The organism is Myxococcus sp. CA040A (genome assembly GCF_013336725.1).
In the GTDB taxonomy this organism is placed as follows: domain Bacteria; phylum Myxococcota; class Myxococcia; order Myxococcales; family Myxococcaceae; genus Myxococcus; species Myxococcus llanfairpwllgwyngyllgogerychwyrndrobwllllantysiliogogogochensis.
Genome location: NZ_JABUMR010000008.1, coordinates 65,147 through 82,757, shown reverse-complemented (window position 1 = coordinate 82,757; position 17,611 = coordinate 65,147). Strand labels below are relative to the sequence as shown.

Here is a 17,611-nt window from a genome sequence, read left to right as displayed (position 1 = left end):
GGCGCCCACGCTACCACGGGCCTCTCAGACGGCCGGAGCCTTTCCGATGAGGGTCCTAATCATGTCCCGGTTGTCCCGGGCCTTCTGGCCGAAGAAGCCGACGATGCCCATCAGCAGCTTCACGCAGGCCTGGGGCTTGGTGGCCAGGAGCTTCTGGAAGTCCGAGGCGCGAATCTCCAGCGCGGAGACGTCCGTGACGGCGGTGGCGGTGCACAGCCGCTCGCCCTTCTGCACCAGCGCCAGTTCTCCCAGAGGTTCGCCGGTCCCCACTTCGCCCAACGGGACGTCGTCACCCGAGGGGCTCCTGGCGCTCAGTCGCACCGTGCCCTCACCGACGATGAGGAGCGACTCCCCCGTCTTGCCTTCGGTGAACAGCGCGGTGCCCTTCGGGAAGGCACGGGGCACGGCCACACCCGCGAAGATCTGGATGCCGGTGTCGGTGAAGCCCTTGAAGAGGGGGCACGCCTTGAGGGTGTTCGCAGGCACGAGAGCCATGGGGCGGGTCCTACCACGGGGCGCGGGGGCCCGCGAGTCAGCGGCCCCTCCGCTCAGTGTGCCACCCCAGCCGCAGCCCTCCGGACTCTCCTCCGTCATTCCTCCGAAGCCCGTGGCCCCCGTCGACGAGGTGCGGGGTGAAATGAAGGCCCTGCGCGAGGCCGAGCAGCGGGGTTCGCTCACCGAGCCCCAGCGTGAGCGTCTCATCCAACTGGAGCAGGATCTCAATCGCCACCATGAGATTGTCCCGGGGGCCCCCCCGCGCAGATGGAGCGACGGCTCTTCGACCAGCGCCGTGGCGAAACGCTGGAGCAGTACCGGGCGCGAATGGCCGAGCTCGAGGACGAGGTGCTGGATTTCGCCACCCGGCCCGGCGCCGACAAGTCCTCACCCTTGGCGGAGCGCTATCCGCAACTCCTCAACCAGGTTGACGAGGACCTCGCCACATTGGCGCGGACATTGCGAAGCTCAGCGCTTCCTCCGACGCGTGAGCCAGCTCGTCACGGCGACGAGGACCAGCGCCAGGTAGACCCAGCCTCCGAGGTGGATGGCGTCCGTGAGCCACGGCGGTGTCACGGGGTGGGGCTCAACGAGCCGGGCCGCCGCGACGACGAGGCCCGTGATGGATAGCGCGACGAGGAGGAGCGCCCAGAGTGGCAAGCCGAAGAGGCTCACGACGAATCGGCCATGACTGTCTTTCTCGAGGGGCATCGGGTGCGTTCCCAGAGGACCACCGGTGTCAGGTGAGCAGGTGCTTGAGGAGCGGCAGGACTCGCTCCGACTCCTCACCTGGATGTGTCTCCACCCACCAGTCGAGGTGGCTCGAGATGTAGTGCGCAGCGGATATCACCTCGGGCGTCAAGGCGACCGTCTCCGCCGAGACGAACCGATAGTGCTTCGGGTCCACGTATCGGAGGACGATGCGTGCCCACTGAGCCCGGTGGCACACTCCGCAACTCCATTGCTCGAGCGCGTGAACGTCCTCTGTTCCGACGGGGTGCCGAAGCTTGAGATATGCGTCGCTGAACTCCTGGAGTCCTGTGTCCAGGAGTTCGCCCGGCCGAACGTTGATGCTCTCCGGATCCCAGCGGAGGTCCGAGGTATGCAGATTCGTCTCATCCTCGACCGTGTGCGCACCACAATGAAGACAGGTCAACGGAGTCAGGAACCATACGACGTAGGCCATCATGGACTCCTAGTTGGGTGGCACGGGGGGACGTCCTGTCGGAGGGCCGAAGACGATCTTCAAGCTGCGGCCCTGGACTTGAATGACAAAGTAACCCTCGGGATAGCGTTGAACCAACTGGGCTTTGAGCCCGTCGCTGGAGAGGGGAGAAAATGTCCTGGGCGACACTCCGAATTGCCGAGCGAGGGGAATGGCGAGATCTTCGTCCACGGAGATGATGAGCGGCACCGCGCCTGGGGTGGTGTCCGCGAACAATGCGTCCACGATGATTCCGCGGTCCACTCCGCCTTTCCCCTTTCCGACCTGCGCGGCGATCAATTCGTCGAGGGCCGCGCGATAGCGAGGATGGGTGCGGTCGGGGGTGATGCCCTGGAGGCTCGGGAGAGATGGCGATGGGCGGCCAGTCACAGTCTGTCCCCCGACTGCTTCCGCGCCAGCGAGTGGTGAGAGGCGGAGGTCCGCGTCGGGTCCAACGATGTCTGCGAGAGTTGGGGTCGCGCCATCTGGAGGGTCGATATAGGGCCCTAGACCCCGAGCATTTCGGAGGCCGTTGATGGCATCCCGATGGCTGATGGCCAGGTCCGCGAAGCGGATGCCGGGGGCACCTGTCGTCGGGTGGACGCCCGCCAACAGGTTGTCGATGGCGACGCGCGCGTTGCTGTCCAGGATGATGGTGCCGGAGGTCACTGGCGCGCCCGGGAGAAGCACCTCCGCTGGCTCTAGGCCATACGCGACCCGTGCCAGGCGGACGAGGCGGCCGGAGGCGCCTCCCGCCGAGTCGAGCAGATCCTCCGCCATGCGCACCGGCGCCCGCTGGAGCAGGGCCTGCAGATGCGAGCCACGCACTGGCCCCGTCGCCCCCAGGCCGAGCGCGGTGTTCACCCGGCCGATGCCGACGGCGGCAATCACATCGCGTGCCTCGGCCGCCGAGATGTCCATGATGGCGGCGCGCGCGGCCACGGAGAGTTGGCGCAGCAGCGCCTCGGCCTCCGCGGCGGAAAGTTGCATGGCCCAGACGAGCTGAGGCCGCGTCACCGCATCATCGAGCCGCGCCAGGACCTCGAGGCCCCGTGGGCCCACCTGCGCCGCGGTGTCCACGAGCTCGCGCGCCGAGTACCGCGACAACAGCCTCCGCAGCGCGTCTTGAGAGACCTGCGTGAGGAGGTTGATCTCCGCGGCGCTCAGTCCGTCCGCGAGCAGCATCTCCAGCCCCTCGCGCTCCCACACCCGCAGGGCGCGCTGGGCCGCCGACGCGCTCAGTCCGCCGGCCTCGATCCGGGCGAGCAGCGCGCCCTCCGCACCCGCCGCGCGCACCCCCGCGAGACCGGGCGCCACACCCCGACCCAAGAGGTAGCCACGCGACATCCCCCAGCCAAACGCGCGGCTCATGCTCTGCAACGGCGAGCCGATGACGCCCGGCAAGGCCCGCGCCGCCGCGACCGCCTGCATTGGCATGTTGCGGATGCCCCCGCCGATGCTCCGCACGCCGCGTCCCACCGCGCCAGGAACCTGGGGCAGTCCTCGGCGGACGGCCGCTCCCATCCTCGCGAAGTTGCCTCCTCGGATGACGCTTCGCCCCGCGCCGCGCACCGCCGTGCCGAGCCGCGTGGTCAGCCCGCCTCCCCAGCGCGCGCCGCCCCCGGCTCGGATGATGCCCCGCTGCATGCCACGGCCGCCCACCTGGGCCAGCTTCGCCATGCCCATCTGCAGCAGGACGTTGCCCGCGGCGGAGACGTCACTCGACATCCGGTCCGACGAGCGCTGCAGCTCCTCCGCGTTCCGCGCGACGCCCGCCTCGTAGAGGTTCTTCAGGAAGCAGAGGAACTGGAAGAGCAGCGCGAACTTGCCGACCGCGATGGTCCACCCACCCGCCGTCACCATGACGCTGGCGCAGAAGGCCACCACCGGACCCAGCGCGGGGCCGAGGATGCCGAAGGTGACCAGGATGAGCGCGGTGCACAACGCGGCGATGACCGCCGCCAGCGCGGTGATGGAGCCGAGGATGATGGTGAGGCCCGTCGCGATGTCCGCGGCGATCTTCAGCAGGTTGCCGATGGGGTCGCGCTGCCAGGCCTGGATGTTCACCACGTTCGCCGCGCCCGATGCGATCATCCCGAAGCCCGACACCACGCCGAGCAGCGGCGTCACCGGGTTCACCAACCCAACCGCCAACGTCAAGAACCCTGGCCAGGGGATGCCCGAGAGCTTCGCCCACAGGTTCCGCCCCATCATCCGCAGCGCGATGCGCCGCCGCTCCCAGGCCGTGGTCTGCTCGAAGGGCTTGCCGGCCATCTTCTGGATTTCGACCACCGCGTCCTGGCGCCGCTTCAGCTCCAGCGCCTCGAACTCCTCGCGGCTCACGCGCGGCTCGCCCTCGGACGGGGCCGTGCCGCCGAGCACCTTCGGGATGTGGCTGGCGATCGGCCCCGCTGGGTCGAAGCTCCACCGGTCCTCGTAGCCCGCCTGGGGCTGGCGTTGCACCACCGTCTCCGCGCCCGCCTCGCTGGGGGGCCGCGGCGCGATGGGCTGCAACTCGCCCCCTTCCGCCGCGGTGGCCTGGGCCTGCTGCATCGCCGCCTGGGCCTCGCCTTCTGGCTTCGCCTCGGCCGGAGCGCCGTCACGCGCACCGGCGGCGGCCTTCCCGCCGTCGGCCACCGGCGGCGCTGCTCCCTCCTCGGGCTGCGCGGGCTCCGGCTGCGCGGGGGGCTGCGGCTCGAGGCGTGGCGCTTCGATTCCCTCCTCCTCGCGCAGCGCCCGCTCCTCGGGCGTCTCCTCGGGGATGGCGGCCGTGTTCTGGCGGTGGGTCTCCTGCTCCTCGCGCAGCCGCTCCTCGACGGTGAACGACTGCTCGACCACGGAGCGTCCCTCGGCCTCGGTCTCGTCCGCCTGGGCGGCCATCTCCCCTGGCCGATCCGCGAGCGCCTCGACCTGGGCGCGGGCTCCGTCGGTCTGCTCGCGCATCTGCGACAGCTTCTCGTCCGTGCGCTGGAGCACGCTCGTGCTCTCGGTGAGCTTCGCCTCGGCCTGGGTGTTGAGGTTCGCGGCCTGTGCCGCGTCGGCCGACAGCCCCCGGGCCCGCTCCTGGCCCCCGGAGAACGCGCGGTCCATGTTGTTGACGTCGCCGCCGGCCTGGTTGATTTCGCCGCGCTGCTCGCTGGCCTTCTCCGCGGCCTCGGCGTCGTCCGGCGTGTTGGCCGCGCTCTCGGCCGACAGCGAGGAGGACTCCTCGGCCATTCCCGCGGAGTCCTCGCGGCCCGCGTCCGCCTTGCCCAGGTGTTGCGGCGCCTGCTCCGCCACCCACGCGGTCTTCTGCCGCGACACGCCGAGGGCGGCGCGGCCCTGATCCATGACGGTGCGCCGATATGCCGCGTGGCCCTGTGACGTCGTGACGCCCAGGTCCGACTGCGCCACGCCCTTGCGTACCAGGTTGAGGTTGCCCTCGAGGATGCGCGCGTTGGCGCGCTCGTTGGACGCGACCTCCTGCAGGCCCGTGCCCTCGTCGCGCATGCCCTGGGTGGCCTCGGCGATCTCCGTGATGGCCGTTTCCATGTTCTCCGGGGGCCGCAGCGCCTGTCCCCCCGCGTCCACGGGCGCCACCTGGGGCACCGGCGCGACCGGAGCGGGCACCAGGGGCTGGGGCTCGGCCGCCGCCATGGAGAAGGCGTCCTGCGCGGCCGACTGCTCCGCGTCTCCCGCCGCCGCTTCGCCTCCTCCCGCCTCGCCCTTCTTTCCCTTGCCGCCTTCCCCTTCGCCTTCGGCCTGGGCCGGCGCGTCGACCACCTGCGCCGTCTCGGTCGCCGCGGCCTGGACGCCCGGCCGCTCCTGCGCCGCCCTGTCCACGTCCGGGCGCGCCTGGGGCTGGAGTCCGTGGCTCTTGGACGCGACTTCACCCCGGTCGATGTCGGGCTGCTCGTCCGGGACGTCCTCGTCGGCGAGCTCCTCGTCGATGCGCGCCCGCATTCGGGCGGCGGGCCCCGTGCCGTCCTCGGATTGGCGGTAGTCGGCCGGCTTGCGCTGCACCGGGGGCGCGTCGCCCTGGGTCTGCTGGACGACGTGGGTCATCTCGTGGGCGAGCAGTTCCACGTCCTCCGCGCTCTCTCCCCGCCCCAGGAAGACGTGCTCCTTGTGGGTGAAGGCACGCGCCCGGATGCTTTGGGCGGCGTCGCGGTCGTCGGATGCTTGATGGACGCGGACATCCGCGAGGTCGCGCCCGACGACCGGTTCGACGCGCTCGCGGACCCGGGGACTCAATGGCTCGCCCGAGGTGCCCGTGAGGCGGTTGGGCGTCGCGGGGGGGCGAGGCGGTGTGGCGGACGCCGAGGCGCTGGAGGCTGGCGTCGACGCTGTGCGAGCCACCTGGTCCGCCTGCTCCTCCAGCGCGCTCTTCGCGGGCGCGACCGCCAGCTTGGCCTGAAGCGGTGGCACCGCGCCGGGGCCCATCGCTCCGCGCAGGTACAGGGGAAGGCCCGCATCCGGAGCGCCCGAGGTGGAGGACTGGGGTGGCGTGGCGGCGTCGGACGCTGGCACGGCCGACCCCAGCGGCCCGCGCAGATAGAGCGGAACGCTCGGGTCCGTCGCGCTGGCTTTCGGCCTGGATGCCTTGGCATCCAAGGGCGCGGGCTTCACCTCCGGCTTCTTGGCGCGAGCGAAATCCACGGCAGTCCCCATGCTGCGTGTCGCGTTGTCACCGCTGACTGTCCGTCAGGAAACGCCCGAAGCGCTGGGCGTGTCAATCCCACACGTGATGTGTATTCAAGCCGCGCCGGTGTGCGTCTGCCCATGCTGGGGCGCCGTGTGTGGGAATGGGTCCAGGACGCGTGCTCACTGTCAGGTCCTCTCGGGGAGCAACCTCCAGCTGCGCTGGTGAGCGGGGCGCTCCTACCCATGAGGGTGGTGCGATGCTCCCGTCGTGTCGAGGCGGGACCCGAGGCATGTGTGATGTGAACAGTCTCATGCCCACGCATGGAACTTGAGGGAGTCTCGGACGGGTCTTCAGCGAGAGGTCGGCGGTGACGCGCGGTAGCTCGTGGCAATTCTAAAGGGGTCTAACCGGCTTCAGGGAAATCCGGTAAGGCGCAAGCCTGCGTGTAGGAAGAAGGCAGCGAGAATGTCGTGACGGTGGCCCAGGCGCACGAATGAAGCGCGTGCCTGGGCACGCAGCTCGGCGACAGAGTCGGGTGTGGCATTGCGGAGCTCCGCTTTCACCACGCCGTTGCAGCCCTCCTCGGGATTGAGGTCTGGCGCATCTCCTGGCAGCCGCTCAAGTCGGAAGTCCTCGGGGTGGCAGGCGACGAAGTCGAGCGTCTCGGCACTGTGGTGCTGGTTGAGGCCGTCCCAGACTGGACTCGGCTGCGTCCTGCGCTGGCTGGGCTTGTTCCTGCTCGTCACGGGCGTGGTGGCTCGGCTGTGGTCCAAGAGGCGCGGGCCCCCTCGCCGCCCGCAGACTCCTGACCTCCGGGGCAACTCCCCCGGGCACGCACGGGCGAAGCGCGGCGACATCAAAGCCATACGCCCCCCGGCACGAAGTCGCCTCCACGGCGAACGCTAATTCCCAGCACAAGATAAGATTACCGCGAAATCCAATCACACCTATCAAAACGGAAATCCGTTCCGAACCGAACCCACGTCATCTCCTACATCCCGACATGAACGGCTTCGGGAATCCTCTTTCGCCAGTCCGGAACGCACGGGGCGCATCCACCAGGTCCTCTCCTTCAACGTCGTTCGAGACAACTCCTGACGAAGGATCTCAGTCTCATGCGTCTCTTTCACAGGCACATTCGATGCGGTGCGCCAGAACCTGCGTATGACATCTCATCGAGACACCTCATCCCATGAGTAGGCACAAGAATCTGTTTGAATTATGGAAATAGACTCACGTAGAGTGCGTTTGGAATTCATGGCCGAAAGGGGGACGGCGTGGCGAACCTGTTCGCAATTCATTCCATTGGTGAATCGCTTGTCTCCTATTTCAGGCACGCCTATGAAAGCCTGCCGGCCGAGCAACGAGCGAAACTCCCGAATGTCCAGGCTTTCAATCTCTTCTCCAGCAAGGAGATGGGAGGTGGGCCCAACGCCACCGATCCCGTCCGGCCCGCACTGACGCTGTATCTGTATCGCGTGACAATGAATGAGCACCTGCGGAACCAGCCCGCAACCGGGGGCTCCGCGTCGACGCATCCACCCCTCGCCTTGGATCTCCACTATCTGCTGACGGTCTGGGCGGAGGACGCGAAGGACGAGCACCGTCTGCTGGGATGGGCCATGAACCTGCTCCACACCCACCAGACGCTCAGCGCGTCGGATCTCAACGAGGACGGAGGCTGGGGGCCGGGGGAGATGGTGCAGCTCATCCCCGCGGAGCTGAGCAACGAGGACCTGATGCGCATCTGGGACACATTCCAGCGCCCCTACACGCTCAGCGTCTCCTACATCGCCCGCGTCATCCGAATCGATGTCGCGGAAGGTCTCGCGGCAAAGCCAGTCGTCGCTCGACGTCTTTCTTATGGAGAACGAGGGGAGGCGCAATGATGTGGGAATCCATCGACAGTCGCATCCTCGCGGCCCTCCGCTTCCTGGACGGGGAGACCTTCGAGCCCCTCACCTCCCCGCTCACCGTCTCCGGGAACTCCACCCGCGTCGTGCGCAACCCGCGCTCGCTCTATGTCCTCACCCAGGCCGCGGGCTTCGAAGCCTATACAGGCAGCTTCGACACGCCCCCGCCGCCAGCCACCACGCCGTTCGCGCTCACCGTGTCCGATCCAAGCGGAAGACACCTTCCCCGCCGCGTCTCGCTCGAGCTGCCGCGCGATGCCTCACGAACGCCTCCGGACCCCAGCCGCTCCGTCTTCACGCCAGTGGATGTCCGCATGTACCTGGCGCCCACGGCCCGGCCCGCACCGGGCAGCGCGGTGGTGCGGCTGTCGCTCCTGGACGGCGACGAGCAGCCACTGTCGCACTGGGTGATTCGCATCAAGGTCGACGTCCCGGACCGTCCGTCCACGGTGGGACTCGGGCTGTCGGACGCACGCGGCGAGGTGCTGCTCCTGGTCCCCCGCATCCCCATCATCCGCTGGGGACAGGATGAGGATGACGCGCTCATCCACACGAACTTCCCGGCCACCCTGGAGGCGGCGCCCACGCCGAGCGGGGCGGGACCGCCTGACCCGGACGTCCCGGATGCCAGCTTCACGTTGCTGCCACTCACCCTCCAGGTTGCCTCCGGCCTGGAGATTCACCGTCGGATCCAGATCCCGACTTCATAGAGGGGGGCCTCATGCCTGAATACCTCGCACCAGCGGTGTATGTCGAAGAGACCAGCTTCCGGGCCAAGTCGATTGAAGGGGTGAGCACCAGCACGACGGGCTTCGTCGGTCCGACGCTCACCGGCCCCTCGGGAGGGACACCGGAGCTGCTCACCAGCTTCGCGGACTTCGAGCGCATCTACGGAGGGCTGGACCCGCTCTCGTACGGAACCAACTACCTGGCGCACTCGGTCCGCGCCTACTTCAACGAGGGAGGCTCACGCCTCTACGTCTCGCGCGTCGTCACCACGTCCGCGGACGCGGGCTTCGCCTCGGCGGCCATCGGCGCCAGCGGGCACAGCTTCGTCGCGCGCTTCCCGGGACGCGGAGGCAACGGCACCATCACCGTCAGCGCCATGCAGCGCACGGCGAGCCCCATCGCGCTGGACCGCGCCCCGACGGGTTCGGTGTTCGTGACGAACGATGCCATTCCCGTGACGCACCTCAAGGGCGCCAGCGGCTGGGCCCCCGCGCTGCCCAACACGCCAGCCGGCGACCTCGTGACGCTCTCCATCCGCACCCGGGATGGTGCCGGCCGAGAGGTGACGTACGAGGACGTGGGGTTGGATCCCCAGCATCCCCGGTGGATCGGCAGCGTGCTGTCGGAGACCCCCACCCGCCTGTCCGAGACCATCCAGCGGCAGTTCGCCGTCCACTTCACCGGCACCACCCCGCCCGCGGGTGGAGATCTGAAGTCGGCGCTAGGCACCCTGCCCCAGACCTTCACCCTGACGGGGGGCCTCGACGGCGACGCGCCCAACACGGCGCAGTACGAGGCGGCGCTCGCGGCCCTGGCGGCCATCGAGGACATCTCCATCATCGCCGCTCCGGGCTCCTCGACGTATGGCACCACCACTGGCCCGGGCGTCCGCAACGCGCTCATCACCTCCGCGGAGAAGCGGCGCGCCTACCGCGTCGCGGTGCTGGACACCCCCGAGGGCTTCGGCCTGAGCCAGGTCCGCGAGTGGCGCGGACAGATCGACTCCAAGTACGCGGCGCTCTACTTCCCGTGGGTGGTGGTGGCCAACCCCCTGGCCCGCGCGGGCGACGACAGCATCCCCAAGGAGATCGCCCTCCCTCCCTCGGGATTCATCAGCGGCATCTACGCGCGCAACGACGTGCAGCGCGGCGTCTTCAAGGCGCCCGCCAACGAGGTCGTCAACAGCGCGCTTCGCTTCGAGACGGACGTCAACTTCGCGCAGCAGGAGGTGCTCAACCCGCTGGGCATCAACTGCCTGCGCTTCTTCCCGGGCCGCGGCTACCGCGTCTGGGGCGCTCGCACGGCCAGCTCCGACCCGGAGTGGAAGTACTTGAACATCCGGCGCTACTTCAACTTCCTGGAGCGCTCCATCGACGTGGGCACGCAGTGGGCCGTCTTCGAGCCCAACGGCGAGCGGCTGTGGGTCAACATCCGGGAGACGATCGGCAGCTTCCTGGAGACGCAGTGGCGCTCGGGCGCGCTGCTCGGTGGCGATCCGAAGCAGGCCTTCTTCGTCCGTTGTGATCGCAGCACCATGACGCAGGACGACCTCGACAATGGCCGGCTCATCTGCCTGGTCGGCGTGGCGGCCGTGAAGCCTGCGGAGTTCGTCATCTTCCGGATCGGCCAGAAGACGGCTGATGCCCGCAGCTAGGGGAAAGGAACCAGGACATGAGCACGCGCCCCACGCCCTACGGTGCATTCAATTTCGAAGTCAGCTTTGGCGGTGACTCCTTCGGCGGCTTCTCGGATGCCTCGGGGCTGAACACCGAGTTCACGATGGCCGAGTACCGAGAAGGCACGGACCCGAAGAGCCACGTGCGCAAGGTGCCCGGCATCTACAAGACGGGCGACGTCACCCTCAAGCGCGGCCTCGTCGCCTCCCGCGTCATCTGGGAGTGGATCGAGGCGGTGCGCGCCACGGGCGTCAACGGCCGCAAGGACTTCATCCTTATCACGCTGATGGACGAGGCCCGCACGCCGGTGCAGTCGTGGAAGCTCATCAACGTGACGCCCATGAAGTACACGGGCCCCACGCTCGCGGCCAAGGGCGGCGGAGACGTCGCCATGGAGGAGCTGGTGCTGTCGGCCGAGGACGTGCTGACGGGCTTCCCCAACGTGACGTAGCCGAAGCTCCTTCTCGCGGGACGGGTGAGAGTCTGGGATGAGTGGCCTCGTCTTCGAAGTCAACACACGCGCTCCGGTGAGCGCGCCCGAGCGCGCGGACCTCGCCTGCTTCGTGGGCTTCGTCCGCCGCACCCCGGGCACGCCCGTCCCGCGGGACATCCAGCAGTGGCTCGTCGAGCACGGCTGGAGCACGGCGCCGCTGTCGGACCTGGAGAACGTGCCGGTCCCCATCGAGCGCTGGAGCGACTTCGCGCGCCTGTTCGCCTGGGAGGGGACCTACCTGGGCGCCGCGGTCCGCTCGTTCTTCACCCAGGGCGGACGCAAGTGCTACGTCGTCCGCGCGGGCAATCCCTGGCCCGACCAGGCCCCACGCGCGGAGCGCGCGGCACTCGCGCAGAAGCTGCTCCCCGGCACCGGCGCGCTCTTCGACGCCTCGCCGCACGAGCGCGGGACGTGGAAGGGCGCCGCGCACCTGCTCGGCCTGGATGACGTGTCGTTCCTGTGCATGCCGGACCTCGCCGCGCTGTTCGCCGTGGACGAGGACCCGCTACCGCCGCCCGTCACGCCGCCGTCGAGCCCCGAGGTCTTCGTCGAGTGCTCCACACCGGCCCCCACCCCTGGGGACCAGCAGCTCTCCACGCGGCCCACGCCCCGCGCGGACGCGGAGGGCTACACGCGCTGGGCGAACTTCCTGATGCGGGTGAAGGCCCTGCTCTCGCGCCACGTGCGCGAGGTGCAGCTCGTCGCCGCCATTCCCCTCCCCCACCCCGACGCCGTGGCCCACGCCCACGGACGCGACTGGGTGGCCGAGGAGAACGCCTACACCTTCCTGCTCGCCACGGGTCACCTGCGGCTCATCGAGAGCGCCTTCGTCCAACTCGTCTACCCGTGGGCACGCACCCCGGGCTCGGCCCGGCTGCCCGGCGCGCTGGAGAGTCCCGAGGGCCTGCTGGCGGGAGTGCTCGCCCGGGGCGCGCTCCTGCGAGGCACCTTCCGCAGCGCGCTCAACGCGGCGCTCGCGGATGTCGATGAGCTGTTCCCCCTGTTGGACCGAAGCGCCCTCACACAACGCCCGCTCGCAGGATGGGGTGAGGGCCCGGACAAGCCCTGGCTGGAGCGGGTGAGCCTGCTGGGCCACACCGCCGGGGGACTGCGCTTACTCTCCGACGTCACCACCAGCCCCAGCGAGAGCTGGCGACAGGCCGGGGTGAACAGGCTGCTCTCCGTGCTCATCCGCGCCTCGCGGCGCGCCGGGGTGCGGACGCTGTTCGAGCCCTCCGCCGAGCGCACCTGGCGTGAGTTGGTGTACCGCATCGAAGGACTGCTCGTCCGCCTCTGGGAGGCAGGCGCGCTGCGTGGCACGAGCCCCCGCGAGGCGTTCCGGGTCCGTTGCGACAGGACCACCATGACCCAGGACGACCTGGACGCCGGGCGGCTGGTGGCGGAGGTGGAGTTCGACGCCGCCGCGGCGCTCGAGCGCATCCACGTCGTCCTGACGATGGCCGAGGAAGGCGTGCTCTCGCTGTCGCCGGAGGGAGCAGCATGACGACCCAGCCCTTCGAGCCGCTCTTCACCTTCCGCTTCGAGGTCTCCATCCAGGAGCAGCCGCTCCATGGCGACGGGGGCGATTTGAGCCCGGCCCCGGCGGGCGCGTTCTCGGAGTGCACCGGCCTGGAATCCACCATGGAGCCCAAGGTCATCAAGTCGGGCGGGAACAACTACGGGGCCATCCAGCGGGTGGGGCCGGTGACGTTCGCCACCGTGGTGCTCAAGCGCGGCATCTCCCGCGACGGCCGGCTCTTCAAGTGGTTCGAGCGCGTGGCCACCGGCGACACCAGGCACCGATGCACGGTGCGCATCCTGCTCAAGGCGATGCCGGCGCCGAACGCGTCAGAGCCACAGGTCCTGCTCACCTGGCGACTGGAGCGGGCGATGCCCATCAAGTTCAAGGCCGCCGATTTCAACGCCAGGGCCACCGAAGTGGGCATCGAGGAACTGCACCTCGCCCACGAGGGGCTCTTCCTCGAGTCCCAACCCGGGACGGGAGAGTGACCCCATGAGCGCGCCGACCAAGGCAACCTTCACTCCCAAGGGGCAATCCCCCATCGAGGTGCACTTCAACCCGGCCTCGCTGCAGCTCACCCTGTCCACCAAGCTCAACGAGAAGAAGAGCAAGAAGCAGGGCGGCCGGCAGGTGGTCAACGAGGGCACGGCCAAGCTCGCCGTGGAGCTCGTCTTCGACACCACGGACACGCTCGACAACGTGTGCGACACGACGGTGAAGGTGGCGCGGCTGCTCGGCGAGAAGGGCAAGCCGCCCCCGTTCGTCGCGTTCGAGTGGGGCGCCTTCAAGTTCGAGGGCATCGTGGACTCCTACAAGGAGACCCTCGACTTCTTCTCCTCGGACGGGGTGCCGCTGCGCTCCAGCGTCTCGCTGGGCATGACGCAGGACGAGGACATCTTCGCGCGCGGCGCGCCGGGACAACAGGCAGCCGGCTGGAGCCCCGCCGAGGCCGGGGCCGACTCCCAGTCCCAGGTGGCTCGACCGCCCGGAGGCGGCTCCACCACGACGACCGCCACCCAGGCGGGCGCGCCCTCCGCGGGGCGGGCCATCGCGGCGATGAATGGCGAGCTGAGCATGCGCTTTCCAAGCGCCCCCGTGCTCACCGTGGACGTGTCCGCCACGCTCTCCCCGCCGGCGGCCTTCGCGAGCGTGGGCATTGGAGGGAGCCCAGGCGGACTCCCCTCGCTGCGGGGTGCCTTCTCCGGCCTGCGGATGCCCTCCGTCAGCGCGTCCACCGTGCGCCTGGATGCGAGCCGACTGGTGCAGCGGGTGGAGACGCACACCCACGCCACGGAGGACGGCGCCACCTTCGAGCTGGGCGGACGGATGTTGAGCCGAGGGTCGCGCCTGGGTGGGAACACGCGAGTCCGCATGCGCTTCGAGGAGGAGTGAGCCATGGGCATCGTTTCGATTGGTGAGGTGGTGGGGAGCGTGAGCGACAGTCCTTCCGCGCAGCAGCCCCCCGAGGCGGGCACGGCGCAGGCCACTCCACCGGGCGGCGCGCCTGGCCCCGAGCACGCCGAGGCGCTGGAGCGTCAGCTCCGGACGAGGGCCTGGCGTCGGACGCGGCTCACTGCGGACTGAGGACCGGACGCCATGGCCGAACAAGCACTGAGCAGCAGGCCCCTCTATTCCGCGCGCCCCACCGTGCGCATCGACGGGCGTGCGTCCGACAAGGTCACCCAGCAGTTGGGGACCATGAACATCACCGAGTCCGAGGGAGGCATGTCCTCGCTGGAGCTGAGCCTGGACAACACCGCGCGGTTCGACGACGGAAAGATGGACCTAGCGTTCGAGGACGAAGCCCTCGTGCGTCTCGGGACGACCGTCTCCGTGCATGCCGGCGACGAGGACGCCCCTCGGGAGATCTTCCGGGGGCTCGTCACTGGGATGGAGGCGAGCTTCGAGGGCGCCTCCGGGCCGGCGCTGCTCCTGCTGGCCGAGGACGCGCTCCAGCGGGCCCGGCTCGCGCGCCGCACGCAAGTCCACCTGGACACGAGGATTGCCTCGCTGGCCCAGGAGCTCGCCACGCGTATGGGGATGCGCGCGGTCGTCGACGGCTTCGACGCGCCGATGGGCCCCCACGTGCAGCTCAACGAGAGCGACCTCGCCTTCCTGCGGCGCCTCCTGGCCTCGCGCGACGGCGACCTGCAGGTGGTGGGCGAGGAGCTGCACGTGGCCCCGCGCAAGGACGTGCGGCGTGGCACCGTGGAGCTGGCCCTCCACAGCCAGCTGCGCCGCGCGCGGGTGATGGTGGACCTGGCCCACCAGGCCACCGAGGTCTCCGTCTCCGGCTGGAACGCGCTCACCGGAAGCAAGGTCTCCGGCCGCGGCACCGGGACGAACCTCGGCCCCGGCGGTGGCCGCCAGGGCGCGGAGGTGCTCCGCTCCACCCTGGGAGCGCGCGCCGAGCACCTGGGTGACCTCTCCGCGATGACGGATGCGGAGGCACGGGCCCTGGCCGACGCCGCGTTCGACCAGCGCGCCCGCCGCTTCGTCTGCGTGGAGGGCACCGCCGAGGGCAACCCCTCCCTGCGCGTGGGCACGCACCTGTCGCTGCGAGGCCTGGGCCGCCGCTACGACAACACCTACTACGTCGTCCGCGCCCATCACCGCTACGACCTGACGCGCGGCTACGAGACGGACTTCGAGGCCGAGTGCGCCTTCCTGGGAGGTCCGTGATGCAGCCCCTGCCCCAGGCTCCCATGCCGCCACACCTGGGTGCCCTGCATGGCACCTACCTCGGTCGCGTCACCTCGGTGGCGGACCCCGAGCAGCTGTCGCGCGTGCAGGTGCGCCTCGTCAGCACGCCCGACACGATTGGCGACGGGGACGCCACCGTGTGGGCCCGCGTCGCGGTGCCCTTCGCCGGCGGCGGGCGCGGCGCCTTCTTCATCCCCGACGTGGACGACGAGGTGGCCATCGTCTTCGTCAACGGAGACCCGCGCCAACCGCTCGTCGTGGGCGGGCTGTGGAACGGCGCCGCCCGTCCCTCCGAGCAGCTGGGCGGCGCGGGGGACCGCGTGGACCGCTACACCCTCACCGGCCGCAAGGGCAGCCGCATCGCCATCGTCGAGGAGACGGACGGCCAGGCCACCGTCTCCCTCACCACGCCCGGCGGGCAGATCGTCACGGTGACCCAGCGGGACGGCGGCAAGGTCATCCTGGAGGCCGCGGGCAACACCGTCACCCTGGACACCCAGGGCGTCACCGTCCAGACGCCGCTGACGGTGAAGGTCTCCGCCAGCCGCGTCGAGGTGTCCGCCGCGCAGGTCCAGGTGGACGCCGCCATGTCCACGTTCTCCGGCGTCGTGAAGTGCGACGTCCTCCAGGCCACCACCGTCGTGGCCGCGACCTACACGCCCGGAGCTGGAAACGTATGGTAGCCCACCCCACCCTCTTGAGAGGGCTCACCTTCGACGGTGGCAGCGGCCGGCCGATGCCGTCGACGGAGAACCGCCCGGTGCTCGTGGAGCGCACGGACGACGACTTCATCTCCGCGTTCCTCGCGGAGCTGGGCAGCGACGAGGGCCGCAAGCAGCTCACGGCGACGGTGCGCAACGCGGGCGAGGGCGCGCCATCGCTCAAGCTGTACCAGCCCGTCCACCGCTCGTTCCAGCTGGCCGTGCTCGAGGCCCTCTGCGACATCCCCGGGGAGCCGCGGCTGGACCCCGCGAGCATCGAGAGCGCGGGCCTGGTGGTGCGCCGGCTCAACCCCACCTCCGGCCAACGCGAGGGGTGGATGAAGCTCAACGGCGAGGTGCGCGGCTGGGTGCCGCTCTCGGACGCGCGCGCGCTCGACACGGACCCGGACCCCGTTCGCCGCAAGGCGACGTTCCCCGCGGGCCACCCCACGCTGGACGCGCTGGTCGAGGACGCGCTCGGCGCGCCCGTGCCTTACGAGGAGAGCGTGTCGCGGCTCTTCGTGGCGCCGCCCCACGTCTGCGCCGCCACGCGCCGCACCATCCTCTACGGACTGGTGCCCGTGGCCAGCGCCGAGCAGGTGTCCGGCAAGGCGGCGCCGCCTCCCCGCTACGAAGAGGACGAGCTGCGCGACATGCTCCTGCCGTACTTCTCGGCTTCGGTGGGCGTGAACCTGGAGGGCATCGCCGGCAAGACGTACTCGTACCGCTACTCCGACGAGCTCACCGAGGACGATTCGCTCTCCGGCGCCGCGCGCGAGGTCGCCGGGCAGCGACTGGAGCAGTTCGCCACGTTCATGCGCAAGCTGGTCAGCGTCTTCAACGCCTTCGAGTCCCCGGCGATGAAGACGGCCCTCAACCGGCTGACGCTGCGGTTCGGCGCCACGAGCAAGCCCCTGGGAGACGCGCTGGCGGAGGCCGCGGACGTCTTCGTGCTGGGCCGACCGGAGCGGTTCTTTCGCATGCCGGATGCCTGGCCACGCCCGTCGTCCGGCGACGTGTCCGCGTTGGTGCGGGCCGGCGCTGAGGCTTCGAAGAGCCGGCTCGCGACGCTACTGCCCCGGCGCGGGCGCTTCGACGTGCCGGAGGCCCGCTACGAGGTCCGCGCCTTCCTCCGCGTCCGGAGAGATGACGGCTGTCCGCCCGCCATCCTCTGGGGCCCGCCCAGCCAGCCGTTCCGCATCGCGCACTGGTACGAGAACGGCAGGCTGCCGCCCATCCAGGTCGCCCTGCCCGCCGTCACCCGGGAGAACGCGCGCAACTTCCTGCCCAACGTCGCGTTCCAGGTCCCCGGCAACATCTTCGACCTGCTGTCGCGCAACAAGGCGAAGGACTTCCTGGAGGAGAAGGCGCGCGAGGGGCGCTCGCTCGGGCTCGATTGGATCTGCGGCTTCAACATCCCAATCATCACGCTTTGCGCGTTCATCGTGCTGAGCATCTTCCTGTCGTTGCTCAACATCCTCTTCTGGTGGCTGCCCTTCATCAAAATCTGCATCCCGCTCCCTCGCCGGAGCCGGTGAGGCTGCCTGGAGA

At 69.8% G+C, this 17,611-nt stretch carries 17 protein-coding genes; 11 read left to right on the top strand and 6 right to left on the bottom strand.

Going from position 1 to position 17,611, the window contains the following annotated elements; translation table 11 throughout:
* Nucleotides 1-24: 24 nt before the first annotated feature.
* The 6 genes from HUA75_RS33385 to HUA75_RS48025 form a co-directional block, all read right to left on the bottom strand.
* On the bottom strand, nucleotides 25-495 hold the full coding sequence (locus HUA75_RS33385; protein WP_174488692.1) for a cyclic nucleotide-binding domain-containing protein: 471 nt from the start codon (nucleotides 493-495) through the stop codon (nucleotides 25-27).
* Between the two features lie 37 nt (nucleotides 496-532).
* Nucleotides 533-733, bottom strand: coding sequence for a hypothetical protein (locus HUA75_RS33380; protein WP_174455545.1), 201 nt, complete (start codon nucleotides 731-733; stop codon nucleotides 533-535).
* Nucleotides 734-963: 230 nt separating this feature from the next.
* A complete protein-coding gene (locus HUA75_RS33375; protein ID WP_174459075.1) occupies nucleotides 964-1,206 on the bottom strand; it encodes a hypothetical protein in 243 nt (80 codons plus the stop codon).
* A gap of 28 nt (nucleotides 1,207-1,234) precedes the next feature.
* On the bottom strand, nucleotides 1,235-1,681 hold the full coding sequence (locus HUA75_RS33370; protein ID WP_174488691.1) for a hypothetical protein: 447 nt from the start codon (nucleotides 1,679-1,681) through the stop codon (nucleotides 1,235-1,237).
* A 9-nt stretch (nucleotides 1,682-1,690) separates the two neighbouring features.
* The gene (locus HUA75_RS33365) at nucleotides 1,691-6,337 is read right to left on the bottom strand and encodes a DUF4157 domain-containing protein (protein ID WP_174488690.1); all 4,647 of its coding nucleotides are present in this window, start codon (nucleotides 6,335-6,337) and stop codon (nucleotides 1,691-1,693) included.
* Between the two features lie 399 nt (nucleotides 6,338-6,736).
* The gene (locus HUA75_RS48025) at nucleotides 6,737-7,180 is read right to left on the bottom strand and encodes a transposase (protein WP_371746264.1); all 444 of its coding nucleotides are present in this window, start codon (nucleotides 7,178-7,180) and stop codon (nucleotides 6,737-6,739) included.
* Nucleotides 7,181-7,600: 420 nt separating this feature from the next.
* Between HUA75_RS48025 and HUA75_RS33355 the strand changes: the two genes are divergently transcribed.
* The 11 genes from HUA75_RS33355 to HUA75_RS33305 are packed head-to-tail and all read left to right on the top strand — an operon-like array spanning nucleotide 7,601 to nucleotide 17,598.
* Nucleotides 7,601-8,212, top strand: a complete 612-nt coding sequence (locus tag HUA75_RS33355) for a DUF4255 domain-containing protein (RefSeq protein ID WP_174488688.1) — start codon at nucleotides 7,601-7,603, stop codon at nucleotides 8,210-8,212.
* Nucleotides 8,209-8,946, top strand: a complete 738-nt coding sequence (locus tag HUA75_RS33350) for a hypothetical protein (protein ID WP_174488687.1) — start codon at nucleotides 8,209-8,211, stop codon at nucleotides 8,944-8,946. The genes HUA75_RS33355 and HUA75_RS33350 overlap by 4 nt, the downstream gene beginning before the upstream one ends.
* An 11-nt stretch (nucleotides 8,947-8,957) precedes the next feature.
* Nucleotides 8,958-10,619: a phage tail sheath subtilisin-like domain-containing protein gene (locus HUA75_RS33345; protein WP_174459081.1), complete on the top strand. Its 1,662-nt coding sequence runs from the start codon at nucleotides 8,958-8,960 to the stop codon at nucleotides 10,617-10,619.
* Between the two features lie 17 nt (nucleotides 10,620-10,636).
* Nucleotides 10,637-11,092: a phage tail protein gene (locus HUA75_RS33340; RefSeq protein ID WP_174459082.1), complete on the top strand. Its 456-nt coding sequence runs from the start codon at nucleotides 10,637-10,639 to the stop codon at nucleotides 11,090-11,092.
* A gap of 37 nt (nucleotides 11,093-11,129) precedes the next feature.
* A complete protein-coding gene (locus HUA75_RS33335; protein WP_174459083.1) occupies nucleotides 11,130-12,638 on the top strand; it encodes a phage tail sheath protein in 1,509 nt (502 codons plus the stop codon).
* On the top strand, nucleotides 12,635-13,144 hold the full coding sequence (locus tag HUA75_RS33330) for a phage tail protein (RefSeq protein ID WP_174488686.1): 510 nt from the start codon (nucleotides 12,635-12,637) through the stop codon (nucleotides 13,142-13,144). The genes HUA75_RS33335 and HUA75_RS33330 overlap by 4 nt, the downstream gene beginning before the upstream one ends.
* A gap of 4 nt (nucleotides 13,145-13,148) precedes the next feature.
* Complete coding sequence (locus HUA75_RS33325) at nucleotides 13,149-14,048, top strand: hypothetical protein (protein WP_174459085.1); 900 nt, start codon at nucleotides 13,149-13,151, stop codon at nucleotides 14,046-14,048.
* A 3-nt stretch (nucleotides 14,049-14,051) separates the two neighbouring features.
* Nucleotides 14,052-14,240, top strand: coding sequence for a hypothetical protein (locus HUA75_RS33320; RefSeq protein WP_174459086.1), 189 nt, complete (start codon nucleotides 14,052-14,054; stop codon nucleotides 14,238-14,240).
* 12 nt (nucleotides 14,241-14,252) lie between these two features.
* Nucleotides 14,253-15,338, top strand: coding sequence for a phage late control D family protein (locus HUA75_RS33315; RefSeq protein WP_174459087.1), 1,086 nt, complete (start codon nucleotides 14,253-14,255; stop codon nucleotides 15,336-15,338).
* Nucleotides 15,338-16,042 (top strand): phage baseplate assembly protein V, encoded by a 705-nt coding sequence (locus HUA75_RS33310; protein WP_174488685.1) that lies wholly within the window; start codon nucleotides 15,338-15,340, stop codon nucleotides 16,040-16,042. The genes HUA75_RS33315 and HUA75_RS33310 overlap by 1 nt, the downstream gene beginning before the upstream one ends.
* On the top strand, nucleotides 16,036-17,598 hold the full coding sequence (locus HUA75_RS33305) for a hypothetical protein (RefSeq protein ID WP_174459089.1): 1,563 nt from the start codon (nucleotides 16,036-16,038) through the stop codon (nucleotides 17,596-17,598). Before HUA75_RS33310 ends, HUA75_RS33305 begins: the two co-directional genes overlap by 7 nt.
* Nucleotides 17,599-17,611: the final 13 nt, after the last annotated feature.

Coding starts and splice junctions, on each gene's coding strand:
- HUA75_RS33385 (WP_174488692.1), bottom strand. CDS start 495: ATGGCTCTCGTGCCTGCGAACACCCTCAAGGCGTGCCCCCTCTTCAAG.
- HUA75_RS33380 (WP_174455545.1), bottom strand. CDS start 733: ATGGTGGCGATTGAGATCCTGCTCCAGTTGGATGAGACGCTCACGCTG.
- HUA75_RS33375 (WP_174459075.1), bottom strand. CDS start 1,206: ATGCCCCTCGAGAAAGACAGTCATGGCCGATTCGTCGTGAGCCTCTTC.
- HUA75_RS33370 (WP_174488691.1), bottom strand. CDS start 1,681: ATGGCCTACGTCGTATGGTTCCTGACTCCGTTGACCTGTCTTCATTGT.
- HUA75_RS48025 (WP_371746264.1), bottom strand. CDS start 7,180: ATGTCGCCGCGCTTCGCCCGTGCGTGCCCGGGGGAGTTGCCCCGGAGG.
- HUA75_RS33350 (WP_174488687.1), top strand. CDS start 8,209: ATGATGTGGGAATCCATCGACAGTCGCATCCTCGCGGCCCTCCGCTTC.
- HUA75_RS33345 (WP_174459081.1), top strand. CDS start 8,958: ATGCCTGAATACCTCGCACCAGCGGTGTATGTCGAAGAGACCAGCTTC.
- HUA75_RS33340 (WP_174459082.1), top strand. CDS start 10,637: ATGAGCACGCGCCCCACGCCCTACGGTGCATTCAATTTCGAAGTCAGC.
- HUA75_RS33335 (WP_174459083.1), top strand. CDS start 11,130: ATGAGTGGCCTCGTCTTCGAAGTCAACACACGCGCTCCGGTGAGCGCG.
- HUA75_RS33330 (WP_174488686.1), top strand. CDS start 12,635: ATGACGACCCAGCCCTTCGAGCCGCTCTTCACCTTCCGCTTCGAGGTC.
- HUA75_RS33325 (WP_174459085.1), top strand. CDS start 13,149: ATGAGCGCGCCGACCAAGGCAACCTTCACTCCCAAGGGGCAATCCCCC.
- HUA75_RS33320 (WP_174459086.1), top strand. CDS start 14,052: ATGGGCATCGTTTCGATTGGTGAGGTGGTGGGGAGCGTGAGCGACAGT.
- HUA75_RS33315 (WP_174459087.1), top strand. CDS start 14,253: ATGGCCGAACAAGCACTGAGCAGCAGGCCCCTCTATTCCGCGCGCCCC.
- HUA75_RS33310 (WP_174488685.1), top strand. CDS start 15,338: ATGCAGCCCCTGCCCCAGGCTCCCATGCCGCCACACCTGGGTGCCCTG.
- HUA75_RS33305 (WP_174459089.1), top strand. CDS start 16,036: ATGGTAGCCCACCCCACCCTCTTGAGAGGGCTCACCTTCGACGGTGGC.